The organism is Allobosea sp. 10N428 (genome assembly GCF_056394545.1).
The window spans coordinates 209283-230980 of sequence record NZ_JBFTIC010000001.1; the positions used below are offsets into that span (position 1 = coordinate 209283).

Here is a 21698-nt window from a genome sequence, read left to right on the forward strand (position 1 = left end):
CGCCGGGGCGGCCGCAACTGTCCGAACGCGGAGGTATCTCGATGGCCGACGCATTGCTGGAACCGCTCGGGTCAACGGCCGGCACACTCCGGCAGTTCTCGAGCCTGCACGATTGGCGGCGGCAGGTTGCCGATCTCTATGCGACCGTCCGCTCCATGCCGGGACGCGAGGGCTGGGAGCACTGGCGCAGCACGCGCGACCGGCTCTTTCGCGAACACGCCCAGTCGCCGCTCCCGCCGGAACGGCGCGCCGGCTTCCGCGGCATCGACTGCTTCCCCTATGACCCCGCACTGCGCTTTGATGTCGGCCTGCAGAGCACCGGCGATCGCGAGGCGATCGACATCCGGCTCGGCGAGGACGAGGCGGTCCGGCTCGTCCCGTTCGCGCTTACCGACGGACTAAGTGCCGCGCTCGGCAAGGAGCTCACGCTCTACTGGATGACCGGCTATGGCGGCGGCCTCTTCCTGCCCTTCGGCGACCTGACGAACCGCGACGAAACCTATCCCGCCGGGCGCTATCTCCTCGACACGATCAAGAGCGCCGACCTCGGCAAGACCGATGACGGCCGGCTGATCCTGGACTTCAACTTCGCCTACTTTCCATCCTGCGCCCATTCCGACGCCTGGGTGTGCCCGCTCGCGCCGATTGAGAATAGTTTGCCGGCAGCCGTCCGAGGCGGGGAACGGAACCCGCCGCCCACCGGATAGTTCGCGCATGAGCCTACCGGTCACCAGCCACCACGGCAGGGCAATTTCCTGCGCTATCGCTTGCACCGGCCGCCCCGCTTGCTAGCCTGTCATCCACCGACGCTCAGGAGCTTACCGCCATGCGTCCCATCTCCATGCTCTTCGCCGCTGCCGCGCTCATCGTCTCATCCGTGACGGCCGTCACGGCCCAGACCATCAAGATCGGCTCGAAGAACTTCACCGAGCAGTTCATCGTGGCGGAGCTTTATGCCGCCGCGCTGGAGAAGGCCGGCTTCAAGGTCGAGCGCAAGATCAATCTCGGCGGCACGCTGGTCGCGCATGAGGCTCTGAAGAGCGGCGCGATCGATCTCTATCCGGAATATACCGGCACCGGCTTCAACGCGGTGATGAAGGCGACGACGACCGAGACGGATCCCGAGAAGGTCCGTCAGATCGTCAAGGCCTACTACGAAAAGGAGTTCAATCTGACCTGGCTGAAGCCGTCGAACATCAACAACGGCTATGCGATCGTGGTCCGGCCGGAGACGGCCAGGGAATACAACCTCAAGACCCTCAGCGATCTCGGCAAGGTCGCGAACAAGCTCAGCCTCGGCGCCGGCACCGAATTCGTCGACCGGCGCGACGGCCTCGCCGGGCTGAAGGAGGTTTATGGCGCCGAGTTCCGCGAGTTCAAGCAGTTCGCAGCGTTGCGCCTGCGCTACGACGCGCTGACGCAGAAGCAGGTCGACATCGCCAACGGCTTCTCGACCGACTGGCAGATCGCGGCCGAAAAGTTCGTCGCGCTCGACGACGACAAGGGCCTGTTCCCGCCCTATTTCCTGGCGCCTGTCGTTCGCCTGGACATCGCGAAGAACGAGAAGGTGGTCGCGACTCTCGAGCAGGTGAACGCGCTGCTCGACAACGCCGTGATGCAGGAGCTCAACCGGCAGGTCGAGGTCGACAAGAAGGAGCCGCGCACCGTCGCGGCGAACTTCCTGAAAGCCAAGGGTCTGTAAGCGTTCGGCCCCGGCGCTCCTCTCATGACCTGGACGATCGAGAACTACGACCGCCTGCTTCTCGCGCTCTGGGAACATATCCAGCTCGTGGGAACCGGCCTCCTGATCGCGCTGGCGATCGGCCTGCCGCTCGGCGTCTTGTCCGCGCGGCGCCCGCGTCTGGCGCTCGGCGTCCTCCTGGTCGCCGGCGGGCTCTACACCGTGCCGGCCCTGGCGATCTTCGCGCTGCTCATTCCCTATCTCGGCCTCGGCTTCTGGCCGGCCATCGTGGCGCTCGTCGCCTATGCGCTCCTGATCATCATCCGCAACACCGCGACGGGCTTGCGCGAAATCGCGCCGGACATCCTCGATGCGGCGGATGGCATGGGCTACGGCAAATGGCGCCGCCTCTTCGCCATCGAATTGCCGCTGGCGCTGCCGGTAATCATCGCCGGCATCCGCATCACCGTGGTGACTCAGGTCTCGGTCGCCACCGTCGCCGCCTTCGTCAATGCCGGCGGGCTCGGCGACATCATCTTCCAGGGCATCACCCAGGACTTCGGCGAAAAGGTCGTGATCGGCGCCGTCGTCACCTCGGCGCTGGCGATCTTCTGCGACGAGAGCCTGCGCAGGTTCGAGGTTTGGGTGCGCGCCCATCAGGCGGAGCAAGCCTGATGTTCGGCTGGATCTCGGCACATCCGCAGAGCTTCGTCTCCGCGATCCAGGACCATCTCTGGCTGAGCGCGACATCCCTCGCCGCCGTGCTGCTGATCGCCCTGCCCGGCGGCCTTGCGCTGACCCGTCATCGCAGCTGGGCTCAGCCCGCCATCGCGCTCGCCAATATCCTGAGGACAGTGCCTTCGCTGGCGCTGCTCGTCCTCATGCTGCCCGTCCTGGGAACGGGTTTCCCGCCCTCGGTCGTGGCGCTGACGCTCTATGGCCTCCCGGCCCTGCTGCTCAACACCTATACCGGGGTGACCGGTGTCGACGCCGACATCGTCGACGCCGCGCGGGGCCAGGGCCTGTCCGATGCCCAGTTGCTGAGGCGGATCGAGATCCCCCTCGCTCTGCCCGTGATCTTCGCCGGCATCCGCACCGCAGCCGTCCAGATCGTCTCGGCTGCGACGCTGGCCGCTTTCATCGGCGGCGGCGGGCTCGGCGAGTTGATCACCAGCGGCATGGCCAACTTCAATTTCCCGCAGCTGATCGCCGGGGCCGTGGCGGTCGCAGCCCTGGCCTTCGCGACGGAGATTTTCTTTGCGGGGCTCGAGCGGCTGACGACCCGCCGCCTGCAAACGGAAAGCGCATGACGATCCGGCTCGAACAGATCAGCAAGTACTTTTCCGGCGCAGCGCGCCCGGCCATCGACGGGCTCGATCTCACCGTCGAAACCGGCAAGCTCTGCGTCCTGATCGGCCCGTCCGGCTGCGGCAAGACCACGACGATGCGCATGATCAACCGGCTGATCGAGCCGACGTCCGGTCGCATCCTCGTCGGCGACCGCGACGTCACCCAGGCAGACCCCGTCGAGCTCAGGCGCCATATCGGCTACGTCATCCAACAGGTCGGGCTATTCCCCCACATGACGATCGCCGAGAACGTCGCGACCGTGCCGAAGCTGCTCGGTTGGGACGCCGCACGCATCAAGGCTCGCAGCGAGGAGATGCTGGCGCTCGTCGGCCTCGACCCGGCGCAGTACCTGCCGCGCTACCCGCGCCATCTCTCGGGCGGCCAGCGCCAGCGCGTCGGCGTGGCGCGGGCTCTGGCGGCCGACCCGCCGGTGATGCTGATGGACGAGCCTTTCGGCGCCGTCGACCCCATCGCCCGCAGCCGCCTCCAGGAGGAGTTCCTGGCGATCCAGAAGCGGCTGAAGAAGACCGTGATCTTCGTCACCCACGACATCGACGAAGCCATCCGCATGGGCGACGTCGTCGCGATCATGCGCGACGGCAAGCTCGTCCAATACGACACGCCCGATCGTCTGCTCGCCGCACCGGCCGACGATTTCGTCGCCGATTTCGTTGGCGCCGACCGGGCGCTGCGCCGGCTCTCACTGGTCAACGCCGCCGACGCCGTCGAGCCGGGCTATGCTTCCGACGGTTTCGAGCTTCCCGGCTCCCTTCCGCTCCGGGGAGTGCTGTCGGCGCTGCTCGCGGAAGGCCGCGACGCCGCGACCATTGTCGACGAGCACGGTCGGCCCATTGGTCAGGTCACGCTGGCGGCGCTGCGGGCGCGCTGTGCCGGTCACCCCATTGCCGCGAGCGAAATGACCTGAATGAGTGCGGCGCAGGGATCGGTCGGGAGCCGACCGTTGCGGAGGTCGATGCCGGACGAGCTCAGCGCAGCCTGCCTCAATGCGCCGGCCGCGCCCCGGCGGTGTCGTGGAGACGCGGCAGGAACCAGGCGAGGAGGCCGACCAGCGGGATGAAGGAACAGATCCTGTAGACCGCCTCGATGCCGAGCATATCCGCGAATCCGCCGAGCAACGCCGCCGCCAAGCCGCCGAGCCCGAAAGAGAGCCCATAGAAGAAGCCCCCGACGAGCCCGACGCGGCCGGGCAGCAATTCGAGCGCGTAGATCAGGATCGCGGCGAAGGCGCTCGACATGATCAGGTTGATCACGACGGTCAGAACGCCCGTCCAGAACAGATCGGCATAGGGCAGGATCAAGGTGAAGGGCAGCGCGCCCAGGATCGAGAACCAGATGATCTTGTTGCGGCCGATCCGGTCGCCGAGCATGCCGCCGCCCAGCGCGCCCACAGCCGAGGAGGCGAGGAACAGGAACAGCATGACCTGCGAATTCTGCACGGAGATGCCGAACTTGCCGATCAGGTAGAAGGTGTAGAACGAGGTGAAGCTCGCGGTATAGGCGTTCTTCGAGAAGAGCAGCACGATCAGGATGGTGATGGCGAAGGCGACCGAGCGGCGGCCGGGCCGGGCGGGACGGGCGCCTGATGTTGCAGCGGGCTTGGACGGACGCGCACGGTCCAGCCGGGCATAGCTCGACGCCGTCCAGATCATCAGCATCATCGCGACGAGCGCCGCAACCGAGAACCAGGCGAGGCTTCCCTGCCCGCGCGGCACGATGATGAAGGCAGCAAGCAGCGGTCCGAGCGCGCCGCCTGTCTGCCCGCCGACCTGGAAGATGCCTTGCGCAAAGCCATGCTGCCCGCCGGAGGCGTTGCGCGCCATCCGCGTCGCCTCCGGGTGAAAGATCGACGAGCCGATGCCGACGCAGGCTGCCGACAGGAGCAGAAGCCCGTAGCTGCCGGCATAGGAGAGGCCGATCAACCCGGCCAGCGTGAAGCCCATGCCCGCAACCATCGAATAGGGCATCGGATGCTTGTCGGTATAGAGGCCGACGGCCGGCTGCAGCAGCGAAGCAGAGACCTGGAAGGTCAGCGTGATCAGGCCGATCTGGCCGAAGTCGAGGCGATAGGCCTCCTTGATGATCGGATAAATCGCCGGGATCAGCGACTGGATCATATCGTTGAGCAGATGCGTCACGCTGAGCGCGATCAGCACCGGCATCATGGCACGCTGAGGCAAGGAGGCGGTCTGTGCGCTGGTGGTCATCGCGGAGCCTTCCAGCACGCGCGGCCGGAACGATTCCTGACCGGCATGCAGAATGCGCTCTAGACGATCTCCGGGACGCAAACAATTTCGTAAGCCGGCGTCACGGCGATGCAAATAATGCATGCGCCAGCCACAAAGCGGCCGCATGGAGCGGACCCTGGACCGCCGACGCTGCGCGCGCAGCGCGAGCCTCCCATTTCCCCCGCGCAGGAACGTGTGGTCAGGCTTGGCGCCGCTCTTGTCTCCGCATGAATTTTATCTTCAAGTTCGGCCCGTCACATAGCCGACAGTCGCAACGTCCAGCGTCGGCACGATATGGATTGCTGGGACGGCGGGTTGCGAATGGTTTCGGTAGAGCTCAAGACCGTTTCGAAGAGCTGGGGCGGAGCCGCGGCCGTCGATGCCATCAGCTTCACCGTCGCAGGCGGCAACCTCGTCGCGCTGCTCGGCCCTTCCGGCTGCGGCAAGTCGACAACCCTCAGGTTGATCGCCGGGCTTGAGGACACCAGCAGCGGCACGATCTCGATCGGTGGTCGCGACGTCACGCATGCCTCGCCCTCGCGACGCGGCATCGCCATGGTGTTCCAGAACTACGCGCTGTTTCCGCATCTGAGCGTGGCCGAGAACATCCTGTTCGGGCTCAAGGTCCGCAAGGTCTCCCGCGCCGAGCGCGACGAGCGCCTGGCTCGCGCAGCCGCGATCCTCGGGCTCTCCGCGCTGCTCGAACGCAAGCCCTCCCAGCTCTCCGGCGGCCAGCAGCAGCGCGTCGCACTGGGCCGCGCCATCGTCGCCGAGGCCCCGGTCTGCCTGATGGACGAGCCGCTCTCCAATCTCGATGCCCAGTTGCGCGTCGAGATGCGCCGTGAAATCCGGGAGCTGCAGCAACGCCTCGGCATGACCATGGTCTATGTCACGCATGATCAGATCGAGGCGATGACGATGGCCGATCAGGTCGTACTGATGCGCAACGGCAAGATCGAGCAGGACGCCCCGCCCGATGTGCTCTACGAGAACCCCGAGACGATCTTCGCGGCCCGCTTCGTCGGTACGCCGCCGATGAACGTTCTGCCGCTCGCGACCATGCAGGCGCGCGGCGGCGCGATCACTGCTCCTGATGGTCTCGACCCTGCGAGCCTTGCCGTCGGCATCCGTCCGGAGATGGTCGAGATCACCGGAAGCGGCGTTGCGGCCGATGTCGTCGCGGTCGAATATCTCGGCTCTGACACGCTGCTCGAAACCCGCATCGACGGCCATTCCTTCATCGTCAAACGGCCGGGAAAAGTGCGGGCCACAGCCGGCGAACAGATCTACATCACGTTGTCACAATCGGCGCTGCACTGGTTCGATCTGGCGTCGGAACGAAAGGTGGTTCGGGACTGAACCGGCCGCGCGAGTCGGACGCTCGAACCATCCCAGCAAGGGAGAGAGGACATTATGGACAGGCGTGAATTCATTGGCGGCACCGCTGCTCTCGCGGGCGCGACCGCCCTGCCCGGCATCGCCCGCGCGCAGAGCACCGAGCTTTCCTTCTTCTACCCGGTCGCCGTGGGCGGGCCGATCACCAAGCTCATCGACGCCTATGCCGCCGGCTTCGAGAAGGACAATCCCTCGATCAAACTGAAGCCGATCTATGCCGGCACCTATCAGGAGACCATCGTCAAGGCGCTGACCGCGCACAAGAGCGGCAATCCGCCGGTGCTCTCGGTGCTGCTCTCGACCGACATGTTCACGCTGATCGACGAAGAGGCGATCGTTCCCTTCGACGACTTCGTCAAGACCGACGAGGACAAGAAGTGGCTCGCCAGCTTCTTCCCCGGCTTCATGGAGAACAGCCAGACCGGCGGCAAGGACCCTAACGAAAAGAAGACCTGGGGCATCCCGTTCCAGCGTTCCACGGTGGTGCTCTACTGGAACAAGGAGCTGTTCAAGGAAGCCGGGCTCGACCCCGAGAAGCCGCCGAAGACCTGGGCAGAGCAGCTCGAATTCGCGCAGAAGCTGACCAAGCGCGATGCCGCCGGCAACGTCACGCAATGGGGCATCCAGATCCCATCCTCCGGCTTCCCTTATTGGCTGTTCCAGGGCCTTTCGACCCAGGCCGGCGCAATCCTCGCCAACGCCGCGGGCGACAAGACCGACTATGCCAATCCGGGCGTCGTCGAGGCCCTTCAGTACTGGGTCGACCTCGCGCAGAAGTATAAGGTTCACCCGCCCGGCATCGTCGAATGGGGCACCACGCCGCGCGACTTCTTCGAGAAGAAGGTCGCGATGATGTGGACCACCACCGGCAACCTCACCAATGTCCGCGCCAATGCCAAGTTCCCCTTCGGCGTCGCGGTTCTGCCAGCTGGCAAGAAGCCGGGCAGCCCGACCGGCGGCGGCAATTTCTACCTGTCGAAGAAGGCGACCAAAGCCGAACAGGAAGCCGCCTTCAAGTTCGTGCGCTGGATCACCACGCCCGAGCGCGCCGCGCAGTGGAGCGCCGATACCGGCTATGTCGCGGTGACACCGGCCTCCTACGAGACCGAGGCGATGAAGAAATACGTCGCCGATTTCCCGCAGGCGCTGGTCGCGCGCGACCAGTTGCCGAGCGCGGTCGCCGAGCTCTCGACCCATGAGAACCAGCGCGTCACCAAGGCACTGAACGACGGGCTGCAGGCCGCGCTGACCGGCACCAAGACGCCGCAGAAGGCGATGGAGGATGCCCAGGCCGAGGCCGAACGCATCCTGAAGCCGTACCGCTGACCCGGACGCCGAACTCTCGATGACGAACCGCGCGACCGCGACCATCCATGGCTGGCTGCTCCTGCTGCCCGCCATGGCGTGCCTGGCCCTGTTCACGCACTGGCCCGCGGTCGCGAGCTTCATCGAGAGCTTCTATTCGACCCCGAAAGCGCGCCGCCCGGCGCGCTTTGTCGGGCTCGACAACTATCAGCAGATGCTGGCCGATCCGATCTTCTGGAAGGCGCTGAGCAACAATTTCTGGTTCGCGCTCGGCACTATCCCGACCTCGATCGCGTTGGCGCTGCTGATGGCGGTCTGGGTCAACGACAAGATCGCGGGGCGGACGCTGGTCCGCATGGCCTTTTTCACGCCGACGATCCTGCCGATGATCGCGGTCGCCAATATCTGGCTGTTCTTCTACACGCCGCAATACGGGCTTCTGGAGCAGATCGTTGGCCTGTTCGGCGGCCGCTCGACCAACTGGCTGGGATCGCAGGACACCGCGCTCTACGCCATCACCGTCGTCGCGATCTGGAAAGAAGCCGGCTTCTTCATGATCTTCTACCTCGCGGCGCTGCAGGCGATCCCGCCAAGCCTCGGCGAGGCGGCTGCGATCGAAGGCGCCTCGCGCTGGACCTTCTTCCGGCGCATCCAGTTCCCGCTGCTGATGCCGACGACGCTGTTCGTGCTGATCAACGCGGTGATCAACGCCTTCCGCATGGTCGACCATATCGTGGTGATGACGCGCGGCGGGCCAGACAACGCCACCACGCTGCTGCTCTACTACATCTATCAGGTCGGCTTCGGCTTCTGGGACACGGCCTACGCGGCGACGCTGACCTGCGTGCTGCTGGTGCTGCTCGCGCTGGTCGCCTTCGTCCAGTATGGCTGGCTCGAACGCAGGACGCACTATCGATGAGCGCCCCGACGCGCACAGACCCTTACGCGCCCAAAGGCTTCTCGCTCACGCTGGAATCCACCGGCGCGATCCTGCTCGCCCTCATCTGGGTGCTACCGCTGGCCTATGCCGTCTGGGCGGCGTTCCATCCGGCCGAATACACGACGCGCTTCGTGCTGACCGCGCCGCTGACGCTGGACAATTTCACGCGCGCCTGGGCCGCGGCGCCCTTCGCCCGCTATTTCCTCAACACCTTCATCCTGGTCACCATGATCCTCGCCTTCCAGCTCGTGCTGGGGACGCTCGCAGCCTATGCGCTGGCGCGGCAGGATTTCTGGGGCCGCGACGCCGCCTTCGTGCTGATCCTGGCGCAGCTGATGATCATGCCGGACGCGCTGATCGTCGAGAACTACCGCACGCTGGCCAAGGTCAACCTGATCGACACGATCCCGGCGATCGCCCTGCCCTACATCGCCTCGGCCTTCGGCATCTTCCTGCTGCGGCAGACCTTCAAGACCGTACCGAAGGAGCTGGACGACGCCGCGCGCGTCGAGGGCGCGAACCCGCTGCAGGTGCTGATGAGGGTCTATGTCCCGCTCGCGAAGCCGACCTACATCGCCTACGGCCTCGTTTCAGTCAGCTATCACTGGAACAACTTCCTCTGGCCCCTTCTCGTCACCAATTCGGTGGAGTCGCGCCCGCTGACTGTCGGCCTCCAGGTCTTCTCCTCGGCCGACCAGGGCATCGACTGGGCGATCATCTGCGCGGCGACGCTGATGACCTCGGCGCCGCTGCTCGTCGGCTTCCTGCTGTTCCAGCGCCAGTTCGTGCAGAGTTTTATGCGCGCCGGCATCAAGTGACATCGAGGCTGAGCCGATGAAGCTGATCACCTGGAACATTCAGTGGGCACGCGGCGTCGACGAGCGCGTCGATCCACGCCGCATCATCGACCACGCCCGGCAGATGGCCGATTTCGACGTGCTCTGCCTGCAGGAGGTCGCGGCCAACTTTCCCGATCTCGACGGCAATGATCGCACCGACCAGTTCGCCCTGTTCAGCGAACTCCTGCCCGGCTTCACCGCGATCGAGGCTGTTGGCGTCGATGTCCCGGATGGCGAGGGCGGGCGCAAGCGCTTCGGCAACCTTCTGCTGACGCGGCTGCCGGTAGCGCAGGCGCTGCGCCACCTGTTGCCCTGGGAAGCGGCGGCGACGCGCAACATGCCGCGCGTGCTGGTCGAGGCGATGGTCGAGACACCCTTTGGGCCGATCCGGGTGATGACCACGCATCTTGAATATTCCTCTCCCATGCTGCGCACCGCGCAGGTCGAGGGCATCCGGCAGGTTCACCGCATGGCCGCTGCGCGACAGGCGACGCCGCGAGCGCCCGGTCCGCACACCTATGCTCCGACGCCTAACGCCGCGAGCGCGATCCTGACCGGCGATTTCAACATGCGCCCGGATGATGCCGGGCTGGGGCAGCTGCTCGCCCCGTTCGAGGGCGATGTGCCGCCGCTGATCGATCTCTGGCCGGTTCTGCGTGGCGACGCGCCGCATCCGCCATCAGCCTTCATCTGCGACCAGACCTACGGGCCGCCCGGTTGCCTTGATTATGTGCTGGCGACGCCGGATCTCGCCGCACGGGCGCGCTCCATCGTCTACGACGTCGAGACACGGGCCTCGGACCACCAGCCGATCCTGGTCGAGTTCGACCTCGGATGATCTTCACCCGGCAGGACCACGACCGGCTCCACGCAATCCTGAGCGAGGCGGCTCGCCGCGAGGTGATGCCACGCTTTCGCCGGTTGGCTGATGGCGACATCCGCGCCAAGCAGGCACCCGGCGATCTGGTGACGGAGGCCGACGAGGCGGCCGAGCGCTTCATCTGCGCCGAGCTGGCGAAGGCCTTTCCGGGCGCGGCGCTTGTCGGCGAGGAGGCGGTGACCAAGGACCCCACCCTACTCGGCCAATTAGCCGATGCCGATCTCGCCTTCGTCATCGATCCGATCGACGGCACGCTCAACTATGCCAGCGATCTCTCGCTCTTCGCGGTGATGGCAGCCGTCATCGTCAAGGGCGAGATCGCCGCCGCCGTGATCCATGATCCGGTCGCGGACGACAGCGCCATGGCGCTGCGCGGCGAAGGTGCATGGCTAAGGCGTGCGGATGGCTTCAGCCGCGACCTGCGCGTCGCCCCGGCCGTCCCAACGCGGCACATGAACGGCATGGCGAGCTGGCAGTATTTCCCGGAGCCGATGCGCGGCACGCTTCCGGGCCGCTTCCCGGCCTTCCTCGAAGTCGGGTCGCTGCGCTGCTGCGGCCAGGAATATCGACTGGCCGCTGCGGGACGCTGCCAGTTCCTGCTCTATGGCGTCCTCAACCCCTGGGACCACGCGCCGGGTGTGCTGCTCTACGGCGAATCCGGTGGCCATGCGCGACTGCTCGACGGCGGCAGCTATTCCCCAACCGAGCGCCCTGCCGGGCTGCTCTGCGCGCCCGACGCGGAAAGCTGGAAGGAAATCCGCCGGATTCTGCTCGACTGAACAGCGCCCGGCAATCATCAGCGGGCCTACAGGCACTTTCCGAACCAGCCATCCCATCCGCGATTTCGCCGCTGGTCAGGGATCGCGCGCCACGCGGAAGCCGTTTGTATAGAAGCGCACATCGGCCTCGTATTTGAAGCGGGCGGCCGAGCGCAGATAGCGTGGATCGTTGTTGAAGGAGCCGCCGCGCAGCACGCGCTCGCGGCAGCCGGGCACCACATAGGCGCTGCCGTCGCGCGGTGCATTGCGATAACTCTCGCTCCAGCAATCCGCGACCCATTCGGCCGCATTGCCGGCCATGTCGTAGAGGCCGAGGGCATTGGGCGGATACTGGCCCGAAGGGACGGCGTTCCGGAGTGGCCGATCATTGCAGCCCAGGCAGTTCGCCTGGTCCTTTTCCACGGTCTGGCCCCATGGATAGGTCGTCGTCGTGCCGGCGCGAGCCGCATATTCCCATTCGCTCTCGCTGGGCAGCCGGTAGCGCTTGCCGGTCTTGGCCGAGAGCCAGGCGAGATAGGCGTTGGCGTCGTTCCAGTGAATATCCGTGACGGGGCGCTTGCCGCGCCCAAGGCCGCGATCGTCGGGCCGGTAGTTGCAGCCGCCCTCGCTGACGCAGCGGTCCCATTCATCCAGGCTGATCTCGCGCGTGCCGAGATAGAAACCGCGAATGGTGACGGGGTGAACCGGCTTCTCGAACTCATAGAGATCGTTCGAGCCCATCTGGAAGGAGCCGGGCGGTATCGCCGTCAGCTCGGGGCAGTCGCTGCAATCGCGGATCGGTCCGGTCTTCGGCGCCGGTGCGGCAGGCGTTGCCGCAGCCGGGGGCGGAGCGACCGAGGCTGCAGACACCCCGGGCTTGCCCCGGTAGAGTTGCTCGCGGGTGCGCGCCAGCGTCGAAAAGCGGCCATTCGGGTAGGCGTCGAGATAGGCGCGGTACTCGCTGGCATTCTCGCTGTTGCGGATCGATTCCCAGAAGGCGAGTTCGAAGGCGTCCGGCGAGGCGTCGGGCCCGGTCGGTGGCAGGATGACGGCGCGGCTCGCCTGCGCCACCGCAACGGGCTGGCCGACAGGTGTCGCCACCAGCCCCTTCGGCGGTTCGGATGAAAGCCAGATCTGCTGGCTGCGCCGGCTCGCCCGCGCCACCGCGTCGCGCACGCGGACGACAGCCGCCGCCATGTCGAGACCGGGCGTGCGGATCGCCTTCAGCCATTCCTCGACCGCGTGGTTCCCGCGGGGCCCAGAATCCGCGACCGTCTTTCCCGGCGAGGCCGTGAACATCACCGCGACGGTCTCGAGCGGCTCGGTCGCGCGAAGGCCCCTGCCCCGCGCCTGCCAGGGATTGTCGCGGCTGGCGTCGATCAGCACGAGGGCACTTGACGGCTTGGCGATGATCAGCGGATCGATCACCTCGTCGAGATCGACCGCGTCCTGCACGGGGTTGGGCGAGATTGGCACGATGAAATTGCGGTCGCGCTGCTGCACGGCATGGCCGGAATAGAAGACCACGGCCTGCGCGCCGGGCCGCAGCTTGCCGGCAAATTCGGCGATGGCCTGCCGCGTCTCCGCACGGGCGCCGTTCTCGATCGCGATCACCTCGAAGCCGCCGTCGCGCAGGGCCGCAGCGACGGCCCGCCCCTCTGTCGGCGCCTGCGCGACGGCGGCGTCGGGGTAGGTGCCGTTGGCGATCACCAGCGCGATGCGGGCGGGCGGCGCAGCCTCCTGCGGCAGGGCGGGACTGGCCGCAAGCGCGATGAGCGGCACGGCGAGAAGGAAGAAGCGCAACCAGTCCATGCTTGGCGACCATTCGTCATCGGCGGCTGGCTGGGGCCGCCGCGGGCTCAGCGAACATAGATCGTGATTTTCTTCGACATCACGGGCGGATCATGCGGCGTATGGGTATGATCTCCGACCAATAATTGCAGCGTATGAGGCCCTTTCGGCAAGGTGACGACAACCTCCGTTTGACCGTTGCCAAGATGGATATTGTTGTAGTCGGACGGAATCGGCTGGTCCGGCGGGCCGGGATCGGTGTCGATCAGCAGATGATGATGGCCTGTCGCCGCGTGCTCGACGCCGGCCGGCGCGACGCCCATGTTCCGCAAGCCGATGCGGACCGTGAAGCGCTCAGGCACGCGCAATCCGTCGAGCGGGTAATGGAAGTAGACCTCCGCGCCGGGGGGCGCCTTCTGCCGTGTTGCGGCCTGCGCCTGCGCGTCTGTCGGCTGGAAGAGGCCGGCCATCGCACAAGACCAGACTGCCAGGAGCACCGTGATGCCAGGGCGCGAACTTGTCATCGACGCCTCGCGGGTTTGCCGCCGCCGGGCATCACGATCACGGTGATGCGCTCCGACATGACCGGCGGATCGTGCGGCACATGGTTCTCGTCCGCGAGCAGGAGCTGCAGCGTGTGCTTGCCCGGCGACAAGGTGATGCGCCGCTCCGTCTGGCCGCCGCCGAGATGGATATGGTCGAGGTCCGAGGGGATGGGCTCGTCGAGCGCCGGGGTCGCGACATCGACCAACAGGTGGTGGTGCCCGGTGTTCGGCCTGGCGACGCCGGCAGGCGCCACGCCCATGTTGCGCAAGCCAAAGCGGATCGTCGAGGTCGGGAAGATCGTCTCGCCATCCTTCGGATAGATGAAGTAAACCGCCGCATCATTGGGCGAAGCTGTGCGCGGACGCCCTCCTCCGGCCGCCGGGGCAGCGGGCGCCGCGGGGCCGACCTGCGCGGTGTCGACGACGCGCACCCGGATCCGCTCGGACATCACCGGAGGGTCATGCGGGACATGCTCGTGATCGCCCAGGAGGAGCTGCAGCGTATGCTCGCCGGGTGGAAGCGAGAGCTCCACCTCGGTCTGGCCACGCCCGAAATGCAGGTGATTGAAATCGCTGGGAATTTCGCGATCGAGCGGCGGAACCTCCGTATCGACGAGCAGGTGGTGATGGCCACCATTGGGGCTCATCGTGCCGGCCGGCGTGATGGCGATGCCCTCGATGCCGAAGCGAATCTTCGCGCGCGTAGGAATCGTGGCGCCGTCCTTGAGGTCGATGAAGAAGACACGGGCGCCGGGAGCAGCGGCGGAACGCGGCTTCTCGGCCGGATCGGCCGCGACCTCGACGGTAATCCGCTCCGACACGACCGGAGGGTCGTGCGGCACATGGTTATGGTCGGCGAAGAGAAGCTGGAGCGTGTGCCGGCCGGGCGTGAGAGCGATCTCGGCCTCGGTCTGCCCGCCACCGAAATGGATATGGTTGAAGTCGCTCGGGATCGGCTGGTCGAGTGGAGGAAGTTCGGTGTCGATCAGCAGGTGATGGTGCCCGGCATTGCGTCTGGGCTGCCCGGCGGGCGCGACCTCCATGCCGCTGATCGCAAAGCGGACCGTAAACTTGCCGGGGACGCGGTCGTTATTGGCGAGACCCACGAAGCTCAGCCTCGCAGTTGCCGGCGCCGGGCTGCGCTGCATCGCACGCGCCTGCGCCATCGCCCCGCCGATCGGAAGAGCAACGGCCAACGCCCATGCCAGAGCCGCCGGTACCAGGGCGGGTATAAGGCGCGGCGCCCTCGATGGCATCGACGTCTCCCATCCACGAGACGAACAGTGCGAGGCTACCAGCGCGGCTGCGCCCCATCAAGCGGAACACTCGGCGCTTACGTAGCTGGAGCGGCTTTGTTCTGGAGTCCGGCGAAGTCATGCGTTAGCCTCACGCGGGGAAGGCGGTCATGATCCTCATCGCCAGACTTTGCGGGCTGGTCATGCTCATGCTGGCGGGGCTGGCCATGGCGGCGCCGGTTCCGGAGCGCCGTGTCGCGCTCGTCATCGGCAATTCCAGCTATCGCAACGCCCCCGCCCTGCCGAATACGGTCAACGACGCCCGCGACATGGCCGGGGCACTGCGCAAGGTCGGCTTCGAGGTGATCGACGGCATCGATCTCGACAAGCGCGGCATGGATGCGGCGCTCACGCGCTTCGCCCGGCTGGCGCAGGACGCCGATGCCGCGATGTTTTATTTCGCCGGCCACGGCTTCCAGTTCAACGGCGAGAACTACCTCGTGCCGGTCGAAGCCAAGATAGAGGACGAGGTCGGCGTCCAATATGAGACGACGCGGCTGAACGACGTCGTCACGGCGCTGAACTTCGCCAAGGGCGTCAAGATCATGGTGCTGGACGCCTGCCGCAACAACCCCTTCGTCAACCAGCTCGCCAAGAGGCAGRCGACGCGCGGCTTCTCTGTCAGCTCGGGCCTGGCGCCCGTGGCGCGGGCGCAGGGCATGGTCATCGCCTATGCGACGCAGGCCAACGACGTCGCCGCCGACGGCGCCGGCCGCAACAGCCCGTTCACGGCCGCGCTGGTGCGCGAGATCGACCAGCCGGGCCTGGAGGTGGCGACACTGTTCCGCCGCGTTCAGAAGAGCGTCTACGATGCGACCTCCGGCCGGCAGACCCCTGAGCTCTCGCTATCACTGCTCGGCGATTTCTACCTCAACCGCGAGGAGACCGATGCCGATATCTGGCAGCGTATCCGCTCCAGCGACGAGCCCGGCGTGCTCCGGGATTTCATCCAGCGCTATCCGGCGAGCTTCTTCGCCATCGATGCGCGCACGCGTCTCGACCTGATCGAGCGCCGCTCGCTCGCGACGAATGAACGCGACCGGCTGGTGCGCGAGTTCGCAGAGCGCGAGCGCGCGCTGCTGGAGCGTGTCGAGCGAGCCGAACAGGGGCGCCAGCAGGCCGCGACCGATCTTGCCCGGCAGGAGCGCGACGAAGCGGTCCCGCCGCCGCCACCCGCGAGCGGGGACAGCACGCGGGCGAAGCCGGCTCCTATCCAGCCCAAGCCACCGACCGGGGACGCGGCCGAGCGCACCCGTCTCGCCGACGAACTGACGCGGCGCGAGAAGGAATTGGCCGCGCTCGAGACCGAGAAGCGGCGCCTGGCTGAAGAGCGCCGCAATGTCGAGCAGGCGCTGGCAGCGCGGCTTGGCACTCTGACGCCCTCGCCGGCCGATCGGTCGGCGCAGCCGCAGGCCGTGCCGGCAAGTGCGCCGCGCCCGGCCGAGCGCCGTGCCGATCCGGCAGCCGGCGCGCCGGCCAAGACGAATTGCGGCGAACTCCTGCTCCGCGCCCAGCTCGGCGATCTCACGCCGGCGGCGCGCGAGCAGCTTCAGCAATGCCGCTGAGCGGCGTGGGACCGGGTGAGGCAAAAGCCGGCACGCACAGGGAGGAACGGAGCATGTCGATCGTCACGCGCCTCGGCCGAATTCTGGCTCCGCTGACGCTTCTGGCGAATGCCGCCGCCTGGGCACAATCGCCGCCGCCCCCCACGCCGGCGCCTTTCCAGCAAGCGCTTCAGAAGGCGGCCGACGACCTCTTCGGCAAGGCCGCGCTCACTGAACAGCAGATCGATCTCGTCATCGACCCGCTGATCGACGCTGCCTCCGGCTCGCAATCCAGCGCCACGCGCACGATGCAGCAGACGCTGATCGAGATCATCGGCAAGTCCTATCCGCGCTTCACTGTCCGCGCCTTCGACAGCGAGGCGCTGGCGCGCAAGCCTGTCGTGCTGGTCGGCACCTTCACCGCCGTCAACAACCAGGGTGCGGCGGACGGCCCGCGGGACGCCTATCGGATCTGCCTGACGCTGGCGGATCTGAAAACCAACAGCGTCGTCTCGAAGGGCGTGGCGCGTGCCCAGATCGAAGGCGTCGACGTGACGCCGACCCCATTCTATCGCGACTCGCCGCTCTGGGCGCAGGACCAGGCCACCAACGCCTATATCAAGACCTGTCAGGGCACGAAGCTCGGCGAGGCGATCGATCCGGCCTATGTCGAACGGTTGACGGCGAATGCCTTGGTCAATGACGGCATCCTTGCCTATGAAGCGCAGCATTTCCGCGAGGCGCTGGCCTATTATCGGGCTGCGCGCAAACTGCCTGGAGGCGAGCAGCACCGGGTCAGGATCGGGACCTACCTCGCCGCCAGCAAGCTCGCGCGGCGCGACGACATGGTCGATGCCTTCGGCGACCTCGTCGATTACGGGCTGGGAACCAACCAGTTGATGGTGAAGCTGCTGTTCAAGCCCGGCACCACCCAGTTCATCGACGATCCGCGGATCACCGAACCCTATCCGATGTGGCTGAGCCAGATCGCGACGCATGCCCGTCAGAAGGGAGCCTGCCTGGAGATCGTCGGGCACACCTCGCACACCGGGTTGCCGCAGGTGAACGAGCGCCTTTCGACCCTGCGCGCCCAGTTCGTCATGGATCTGCTGCTGACCGGCGCCCCGGATAACCGCAACCGCATGATCGCGACCGGGCGCGGCTTCAAGGAAAACCTCATCGGAACCGGCAAGGACGACAGCAGCGACGCGCTCGACCGGCGGGTGGAATTCAAGGTGATCGGCTGCTGACGACGTCCTTGCAGCGCCGGATATTCGCGACATTGATCCGTGCGCTGCTGCGAGGCCATTTTCCGACTTCGAACAATATCGACAGCGCCGGAATTGAACGCTACCTCAGCGGTGGGGCGGCAATCGGGGCTAAGACATGCATGAAGCATGCATCAGATTGGCGGGCACGCTGATCCTGTTCTTCGCCCGCTTCCTGACCGCCGTCCGCGGACGGTGGGTAGGTGTGGCCCCGGCCGCCGAGCAGCGGATCTATTACGCCAATCATGCGAGCCATGGCGATTTCGTCCTGATCTGGACCGTTTTGCCCCGCCGCATGCGATTGGAGACGAGGCCGGTCGCCGGGAGCGATTACTGGCTGAAGAGCCGCATCAGGCGCTTCATCGGTTGCGATGTCTTCAACGCCGTTCTGATCGATCGCGACCGCGCGAGCCGCACATGTGATCCGATAGCCCAGATGACAGAAGCGTTGGATGCCGGCTCGTCCCTCATCGTCTTCCCGGAAGGCACCCGCAACACCACGGAGGCCCCGCTCCTGCCGTTCAAGAGCGGGCTGTTCCACCTTGCGAAGGCGCGGCCGGACGTCGTCCTCGTGCCGGCCTGGATCGACAACCTCAACCGTGTCATGCCCAAGGGCGAGTTCGTGCCGATCCCGCTGATCTGCACCGTCACCTTCGGCGCGCCGCTTCGTCTTGCCGATGCGGAAACGAAGCAGGATTTCCTGGCAAGAGCCGAAGCCGCCTTGCTCGCCCTGTCCCCCAAGGCGAACGCGTCATGACGATGCCGCATCCCGATCTGCTGGCCGTGCTCGCCGGCATCCTCGGCGTCCTCTTCCTCGCCTCCGCTATCGGCTTCGTGCTGCAGCGCAGATTCTCGCCGGACGGCTCGAACGCCGTGGTCGAGAACCTGAACGACCGCATCCGGGCCTGGTGGGTCATGGTCGTGCTGATGGCGCTGGCGCTGATCGGCGGCAAGACCGGCGTGACGCTGCTCTTTACCTTCTGCTCCTTCGCGGCCCTGCGCGAGTTCATCACGCTGATCGATACGCGCCGGGCCGACCACTGGGCGCTGGCGGCCGCCTTCTTCGTCGTGCTGCCGGTGCAATACTACCTGATCTGGATCGAATGGTACGGGCTCTACTCGATCTTCATCCCGGTCTACGCCTTCCTCCTGATGCCGATCATCGCGGCGCTGCGCGGCGACACCGACCATTTCCTCGTGCGCATCGCCGAAGTGCAGTGGGCGCTGATGATCTGCGTCTTCAGCACCTCGCATGTGCCGGCGCTGCTGAGCCTCGACATCGCCGGCTATCAGGGACGCAATGTCCTGCTGATCGCCTTTCTGGTCATCGTCGTGCAGATCAGCGACGTCCTGCAATATGTCTGGGGCAAGCTTTTGGGCCGCACCAAGATCGCGCCGAAGCTCTCGCCCTCGAAAACCGTCGAGGGCTTCGTCGGCGGCGCGCTCAGCGCGACCGCCGTCGGCGCCGGTCTCTCCTGGATGACGCCCTTCACGCCGCTCCAGGCTGCCTTCCTGTCGCTGGTGATCGTTCTGATGGGCTTCTTCGGCGGGCTCGTCATGTCCGCGATCAAGCGCGACCGCGGCGTCAAGGATTGGGGCCATCTGATCGCCGGCCATGGCGGCTTCATCGACCGGCTCGACTCGGTCGTGTTCTCGGCCCCGATTTTCTTCCATTTAGTCCGTTACGGATGGTCGGCCGTATGACCCGCCCGCTCGCACACCTGATGCGCAGCAGCGTGGTCCATGTCGCCTTTGCCTTCCTCGCCATGGGGAGCTGGGCGGCCTTCGCCAACCGCGCCCATGCGATGCCGGCGCCGCTCCAAGCCGGGTTGATTCAGGGGGCGCTCTCGGCCTCGATCACGCTCGTCCTGAAGCGATGCATCGAATTTCTCGCCGGCCGCTTCACCGGCCTCGCCACGCTTCTGGCGCCGCCCTTGATCGCCGGGCTCGTCTCCGCAAGCGCGCTGACCGTCATCCACACGATAGGCGGCACGCCCGAGATCGCAAGGACGATCGCGGTGCCCCTCACCGTCGCGACGAGCTACGCCGCGCTCTACAATTATTCGCTCTGGCGTATCGGGAAGGCCTGAACGATGGCGCAGGACGAGAATCGACGCCCGCTGGCCAGCCGCGATTCCGGCTGGGCCCGCTCCATCGCCCGACGGCTGAGCGCTGCCGCTATCACGCCGAACCAGATTTCGATGGCGAGCATGGTGATGGCGGCTTTCGCCGGCATCGCCTTCTGGCAGGCGGGCGCGGCGGAGGCCGGCCCACGCGCCGCCCTGCTCCTGGCCGCCGCCCTGTTCTGCCAGCTTAGATTGCTCTGCAACCTGTTCGACGGAATGGTGGCCATCGAAGGCGGCAAGCAGGAGCCCGATGGGCCGTTCTGGAACGAATTCCCGGATCGCGTTGCCGATATCCTCATTCTCGTCGGCGCCGGTTACGGGGCTGGCGTGCCGGCCTTGGGCTGGGCGGCTGCCGGTTTTGCCGTGCTGACCGCGTATACGCGCGAACTCGGCCGCGCCTGCGGGCTGCCGGCCGATTTCTCGGGCCCGATGGCCAAGCAGCACCGCATGGCGACGATCACCGCGGCGGCCCTGCTGTCACTGCTGGAACCGCTCTGGCGCGGCCACAACGAGGTGATGCTGATAGCGCTCTGGCTCATCGCCGCCGGGACCGCCGTAACCGCTCTCAGGCGGGCCATGAATATCGCACGACGTTTGCGCGCGCGCTGAAAGCTCGCGCCCCGGCGCGGGAGCGGAAAAGCGTCCAAGCGACTCGAGTGGGTGAACGCGGCAATCGCGCGGACGCGGGAGCCCGCCAAAATCGGGCAACATCGGACAGGCGGATTTCTTCGCCGGTGAGCTCGCCACTCTTGAAGGCTTGGCGTGAGCGGTGGTTTCCGGGAAGGATCTCCGAAGCGCTGTTTACGCGGCTGACGAGCTCGACGAGACTGCGAAGCTCCTGATCCTCCGCTCCGGCCGCAGCGACAAGCTTCGTGGTGAAACCGAAGTCGAGGAACTCAAGCGCGTCTTCGGGGGCTGAGCGCCATGTCTCTCACGATCGGTATGGTGGCCCATGACAGCAAGAAGCCGGATCTTGCGGCCTGGGCCGTACAGCATGCCGGCTTGATCGCGCGCCATACCGTGGTCGCGACCGCGACGACTGGTGGCGTATTAAAGTCCTCGCTTCCCGATCTCACTATCCGCCTCGTCAAAAGCGGCCCGCTTGGCGGCGATCAGCAGGTCGGGGCGATGATTGCGCAAGGCGAATTGGACGTGCTTCTGTTCTTTCCGGATCCCCTCGCCGCCCAACCTCACGACGTTGACGTGAAGGCATTGCTGAGGCTGGTCCTGGTGTACGACATCCCGGCCGCCTTCAGCCCCAGCACGGCGAGCGCCCTCGCACGATCCGGGCTTTTCGATCGGTAACGACGACCAGGCGCGGATATGGCGGCCCCGCAAAGGGCCGCCAGTTCGATAGGGACAATCCGTGGCTGGAAGCAGGCCCCGGCGCACCACTCGGCTCAGTAGGTCTGGCCCAGATATTCCGCGATGGCCTTGGCATCCTTGTCGTCGATCGGAGCCTTGTAGACCTTGATCATCTTCTGGACCTCGGCGTCCCAGAAGACCTGCCCCTTCTTGCTCGGCTGATAATTGATGTAGTCGGCCGAGTGGCAGGCCATGCAGTTGTTTTTGGCGGCCTCGAAGCCCGGCTCGGCGCCGGGTTTGAGCGCGGCCGTCTCTTCCGGCAGCTTATAGGTCTTCGGAGCCGCGAGCGCGGTTCCGGCAAGGGTGCATGCGAGGATGAATGCGGCGCCGAACGCGCGCGGGCGAGTGATCGTCGTCATGACATTCTCCC

General features: G+C 66.3%; 23 protein-coding genes. 18 read left to right on the forward strand and 5 right to left on the reverse strand.

Translation table 11 applies throughout. The features are described 5' to 3' along the window. Positions 1-41: 41 nt before the first annotated feature. The 5 genes from AC1DDA_RS00980 to AC1DDA_RS01000 all read left to right on the forward strand — a co-directional run bounded on the left by AC1DDA_RS00980 (position 42) and on the right by AC1DDA_RS01000 (position 3956). A complete protein-coding gene (locus AC1DDA_RS00980; protein WP_476794265.1) occupies positions 42-707 on the forward strand; it encodes a DUF1684 domain-containing protein in 666 nt (221 codons plus the stop codon). Between the two features lie 119 nt (positions 708-826). Further along, a complete protein-coding gene (locus AC1DDA_RS00985; protein WP_441511465.1) occupies positions 827-1702 on the forward strand; it encodes a glycine betaine ABC transporter substrate-binding protein in 876 nt (291 codons plus the stop codon). 24 nt (positions 1703-1726) lie between these two features. Further along, positions 1727-2356, forward strand: coding sequence for an ABC transporter permease (locus AC1DDA_RS00990; protein ID WP_476794266.1), 630 nt, complete (start codon positions 1727-1729; stop codon positions 2354-2356). Beyond that, positions 2356-2991: an ABC transporter permease gene (locus AC1DDA_RS00995; protein WP_476779701.1), complete on the forward strand. Its 636-nt coding sequence runs from the start codon at positions 2356-2358 to the stop codon at positions 2989-2991. Before AC1DDA_RS00990 ends, AC1DDA_RS00995 begins: the two co-directional genes overlap by 1 nt. Then, the gene (locus AC1DDA_RS01000) at positions 2988-3956 is read left to right on the forward strand and encodes an ABC transporter ATP-binding protein (RefSeq protein ID WP_476794267.1); all 969 of its coding nucleotides are present in this window, start codon (positions 2988-2990) and stop codon (positions 3954-3956) included. Before AC1DDA_RS00995 ends, AC1DDA_RS01000 begins: the two co-directional genes overlap by 4 nt. Positions 3957-4032: 76 nt before the next feature. Here the strand turns inward: AC1DDA_RS01000 and AC1DDA_RS01005 are convergent, their stop codons facing one another. Next, on the reverse strand, positions 4033-5256 hold the full coding sequence (locus AC1DDA_RS01005; protein ID WP_476794268.1) for an MFS transporter: 1224 nt from the start codon (positions 5254-5256) through the stop codon (positions 4033-4035). Positions 5257-5598: 342 nt separating this feature from the next. Between AC1DDA_RS01005 and AC1DDA_RS01010 the strand changes: the two genes are divergently transcribed. From AC1DDA_RS01010 to AC1DDA_RS01035, 6 genes are read left to right on the forward strand one after another with little or no spacing between them, the layout of a single operon-like run. Further along, positions 5599-6636: an ABC transporter ATP-binding protein gene (locus AC1DDA_RS01010; RefSeq protein WP_476794269.1), complete on the forward strand. Its 1038-nt coding sequence runs from the start codon at positions 5599-5601 to the stop codon at positions 6634-6636. Between the two features lie 54 nt (positions 6637-6690). Beyond that, a complete protein-coding gene (locus AC1DDA_RS01015) occupies positions 6691-7998 on the forward strand; it encodes an ABC transporter substrate-binding protein (RefSeq protein WP_476794270.1) in 1308 nt (435 codons plus the stop codon). A gap of 19 nt (positions 7999-8017) precedes the next feature. Further along, on the forward strand, positions 8018-8896 hold the full coding sequence (locus tag AC1DDA_RS01020) for a carbohydrate ABC transporter permease (RefSeq protein WP_476794271.1): 879 nt from the start codon (positions 8018-8020) through the stop codon (positions 8894-8896). Next, entirely contained in the window at positions 8893-9735 is an 843-nt protein-coding gene (locus tag AC1DDA_RS01025) for a carbohydrate ABC transporter permease (RefSeq protein WP_476794272.1), read from the forward strand. Before AC1DDA_RS01020 ends, AC1DDA_RS01025 begins: the two co-directional genes overlap by 4 nt. A gap of 16 nt (positions 9736-9751) precedes the next feature. After that, positions 9752-10594 (forward strand): endonuclease/exonuclease/phosphatase family protein, encoded by an 843-nt coding sequence (locus AC1DDA_RS01030; protein ID WP_476794273.1) that lies wholly within the window; start codon positions 9752-9754, stop codon positions 10592-10594. Then, positions 10591-11415, forward strand: coding sequence for an inositol monophosphatase family protein (locus AC1DDA_RS01035; RefSeq protein ID WP_476794274.1), 825 nt, complete (start codon positions 10591-10593; stop codon positions 11413-11415). The genes AC1DDA_RS01030 and AC1DDA_RS01035 overlap by 4 nt, the downstream gene beginning before the upstream one ends. A 75-nt stretch (positions 11416-11490) precedes the next feature. Here AC1DDA_RS01035 and AC1DDA_RS01040 read toward each other — a convergent pair whose 3' ends face one another. The 3 genes from AC1DDA_RS01040 to AC1DDA_RS01050 are packed head-to-tail and all read right to left on the reverse strand — an operon-like array spanning position 11491 to position 14986. Beyond that, complete coding sequence (locus tag AC1DDA_RS01040) at positions 11491-13206, reverse strand: SUMF1/EgtB/PvdO family nonheme iron enzyme (RefSeq protein WP_476794275.1); 1716 nt, start codon at positions 13204-13206, stop codon at positions 11491-11493. Between the two features lie 47 nt (positions 13207-13253). Beyond that, positions 13254-13709 carry a DUF4399 domain-containing protein gene (locus AC1DDA_RS01045; RefSeq protein WP_476794276.1) on the reverse strand — a complete coding sequence of 152 codons (456 nt, stop codon included), beginning with the start codon at positions 13707-13709 and terminating at the stop codon, positions 13254-13256. Then, the gene (locus AC1DDA_RS01050) at positions 13706-14986 is read right to left on the reverse strand and encodes a DUF4399 domain-containing protein (protein WP_476794277.1); all 1281 of its coding nucleotides are present in this window, start codon (positions 14984-14986) and stop codon (positions 13706-13708) included. Before AC1DDA_RS01050 ends, AC1DDA_RS01045 begins: the two co-directional genes overlap by 4 nt. A gap of 149 nt (positions 14987-15135) precedes the next feature. On the opposite strand from AC1DDA_RS01050, the gene AC1DDA_RS01055 reads away from it, so the two are divergent. From AC1DDA_RS01055 to AC1DDA_RS01085, 7 genes are all read left to right on the forward strand, one after another. After that, positions 15136-16590 (forward strand): caspase family protein, encoded by a 1455-nt coding sequence (locus tag AC1DDA_RS01055; RefSeq protein ID WP_476794278.1) that lies wholly within the window; start codon positions 15136-15138, stop codon positions 16588-16590. A 53-nt stretch (positions 16591-16643) separates the two neighbouring features. After that, on the forward strand, positions 16644-17819 hold the full coding sequence (locus AC1DDA_RS01060; protein ID WP_476794279.1) for an OmpA family protein: 1176 nt from the start codon (positions 16644-16646) through the stop codon (positions 17817-17819). Between the two features lie 136 nt (positions 17820-17955). Next, a complete protein-coding gene (locus AC1DDA_RS01065) occupies positions 17956-18594 on the forward strand; it encodes a lysophospholipid acyltransferase family protein (RefSeq protein ID WP_476794280.1) in 639 nt (212 codons plus the stop codon). After that, entirely contained in the window at positions 18591-19541 is a 951-nt protein-coding gene (locus tag AC1DDA_RS01070; protein WP_476794281.1) for a phosphatidate cytidylyltransferase, read from the forward strand. Before AC1DDA_RS01065 ends, AC1DDA_RS01070 begins: the two co-directional genes overlap by 4 nt. Further along, entirely contained in the window at positions 19526-19927 is a 402-nt protein-coding gene (locus AC1DDA_RS01075) for a hypothetical protein (protein ID WP_476794282.1), read from the forward strand. Before AC1DDA_RS01070 ends, AC1DDA_RS01075 begins: the two co-directional genes overlap by 16 nt. 3 nt (positions 19928-19930) lie before the next feature. Next, on the forward strand, positions 19931-20572 hold the full coding sequence (locus AC1DDA_RS01080) for a CDP-alcohol phosphatidyltransferase family protein (RefSeq protein WP_476794283.1): 642 nt from the start codon (positions 19931-19933) through the stop codon (positions 20570-20572). 315 nt (positions 20573-20887) lie between these two features. Continuing rightward, positions 20888-21268, forward strand: a complete 381-nt coding sequence (locus tag AC1DDA_RS01085; RefSeq protein ID WP_441511445.1) for a methylglyoxal synthase — start codon at positions 20888-20890, stop codon at positions 21266-21268. Between the two features lie 95 nt (positions 21269-21363). On the opposite strand, the gene sorB is transcribed toward AC1DDA_RS01085, so the two are convergent. Continuing rightward, complete coding sequence (gene sorB / locus AC1DDA_RS01090) at positions 21364-21687, reverse strand: SorB family sulfite dehydrogenase c-type cytochrome subunit (protein WP_476794284.1); 324 nt, start codon at positions 21685-21687, stop codon at positions 21364-21366. Positions 21688-21698 lie beyond the last annotated feature (11 nt).

Excerpts from the sequence above, each read along its gene's own strand:
- AC1DDA_RS01070 (WP_476794281.1), top strand. The coding sequence starts at position 18,591 with ATGACGATGCCGCATCCCGATCTGCTGGCCGTGCTCGCCGGCATCCTC.
- AC1DDA_RS00995 (WP_476779701.1), top strand. The coding sequence starts at position 2,356 with ATGTTCGGCTGGATCTCGGCACATCCGCAGAGCTTCGTCTCCGCGATC.
- AC1DDA_RS01065 (WP_476794280.1), top strand. The coding sequence starts at position 17,956 with ATGCATGAAGCATGCATCAGATTGGCGGGCACGCTGATCCTGTTCTTC.
- AC1DDA_RS01040 (WP_476794275.1), bottom strand. The coding sequence starts at position 13,206 with ATGGACTGGTTGCGCTTCTTCCTTCTCGCCGTGCCGCTCATCGCGCTT.
- AC1DDA_RS01010 (WP_476794269.1), top strand. The coding sequence starts at position 5,599 with ATGGTTTCGGTAGAGCTCAAGACCGTTTCGAAGAGCTGGGGCGGAGCC.
- AC1DDA_RS01085 (WP_441511445.1), top strand. The coding sequence starts at position 20,888 with ATGTCTCTCACGATCGGTATGGTGGCCCATGACAGCAAGAAGCCGGAT.
- AC1DDA_RS01020 (WP_476794271.1), top strand. The coding sequence starts at position 8,018 with ATGACGAACCGCGCGACCGCGACCATCCATGGCTGGCTGCTCCTGCTG.
- AC1DDA_RS00980 (WP_476794265.1), top strand. The coding sequence starts at position 42 with ATGGCCGACGCATTGCTGGAACCGCTCGGGTCAACGGCCGGCACACTC.
- AC1DDA_RS01075 (WP_476794282.1), top strand. The coding sequence starts at position 19,526 with ATGGTCGGCCGTATGACCCGCCCGCTCGCACACCTGATGCGCAGCAGC.
- AC1DDA_RS01005 (WP_476794268.1), bottom strand. The coding sequence starts at position 5,256 with ATGACCACCAGCGCACAGACCGCCTCCTTGCCTCAGCGTGCCATGATG.
- AC1DDA_RS00990 (WP_476794266.1), top strand. The coding sequence starts at position 1,727 with ATGACCTGGACGATCGAGAACTACGACCGCCTGCTTCTCGCGCTCTGG.
- AC1DDA_RS01060 (WP_476794279.1), top strand. The coding sequence starts at position 16,644 with ATGTCGATCGTCACGCGCCTCGGCCGAATTCTGGCTCCGCTGACGCTT.
- sorB (WP_476794284.1), bottom strand. The coding sequence starts at position 21,687 with ATGACGACGATCACTCGCCCGCGCGCGTTCGGCGCCGCATTCATCCTC.
- AC1DDA_RS01050 (WP_476794277.1), bottom strand. The coding sequence starts at position 14,986 with ATGCCATCGAGGGCGCCGCGCCTTATACCCGCCCTGGTACCGGCGGCT.
- AC1DDA_RS01030 (WP_476794273.1), top strand. The coding sequence starts at position 9,752 with ATGAAGCTGATCACCTGGAACATTCAGTGGGCACGCGGCGTCGACGAG.
- AC1DDA_RS01025 (WP_476794272.1), top strand. The coding sequence starts at position 8,893 with ATGAGCGCCCCGACGCGCACAGACCCTTACGCGCCCAAAGGCTTCTCG.
- AC1DDA_RS01035 (WP_476794274.1), top strand. The coding sequence starts at position 10,591 with ATGATCTTCACCCGGCAGGACCACGACCGGCTCCACGCAATCCTGAGC.
- AC1DDA_RS00985 (WP_441511465.1), top strand. The coding sequence starts at position 827 with ATGCGTCCCATCTCCATGCTCTTCGCCGCTGCCGCGCTCATCGTCTCA.
- AC1DDA_RS01015 (WP_476794270.1), top strand. The coding sequence starts at position 6,691 with ATGGACAGGCGTGAATTCATTGGCGGCACCGCTGCTCTCGCGGGCGCG.
- AC1DDA_RS01000 (WP_476794267.1), top strand. The coding sequence starts at position 2,988 with ATGACGATCCGGCTCGAACAGATCAGCAAGTACTTTTCCGGCGCAGCG.
- AC1DDA_RS01080 (WP_476794283.1), top strand. The coding sequence starts at position 19,931 with ATGGCGCAGGACGAGAATCGACGCCCGCTGGCCAGCCGCGATTCCGGC.
- AC1DDA_RS01045 (WP_476794276.1), bottom strand. The coding sequence starts at position 13,709 with ATGACAAGTTCGCGCCCTGGCATCACGGTGCTCCTGGCAGTCTGGTCT.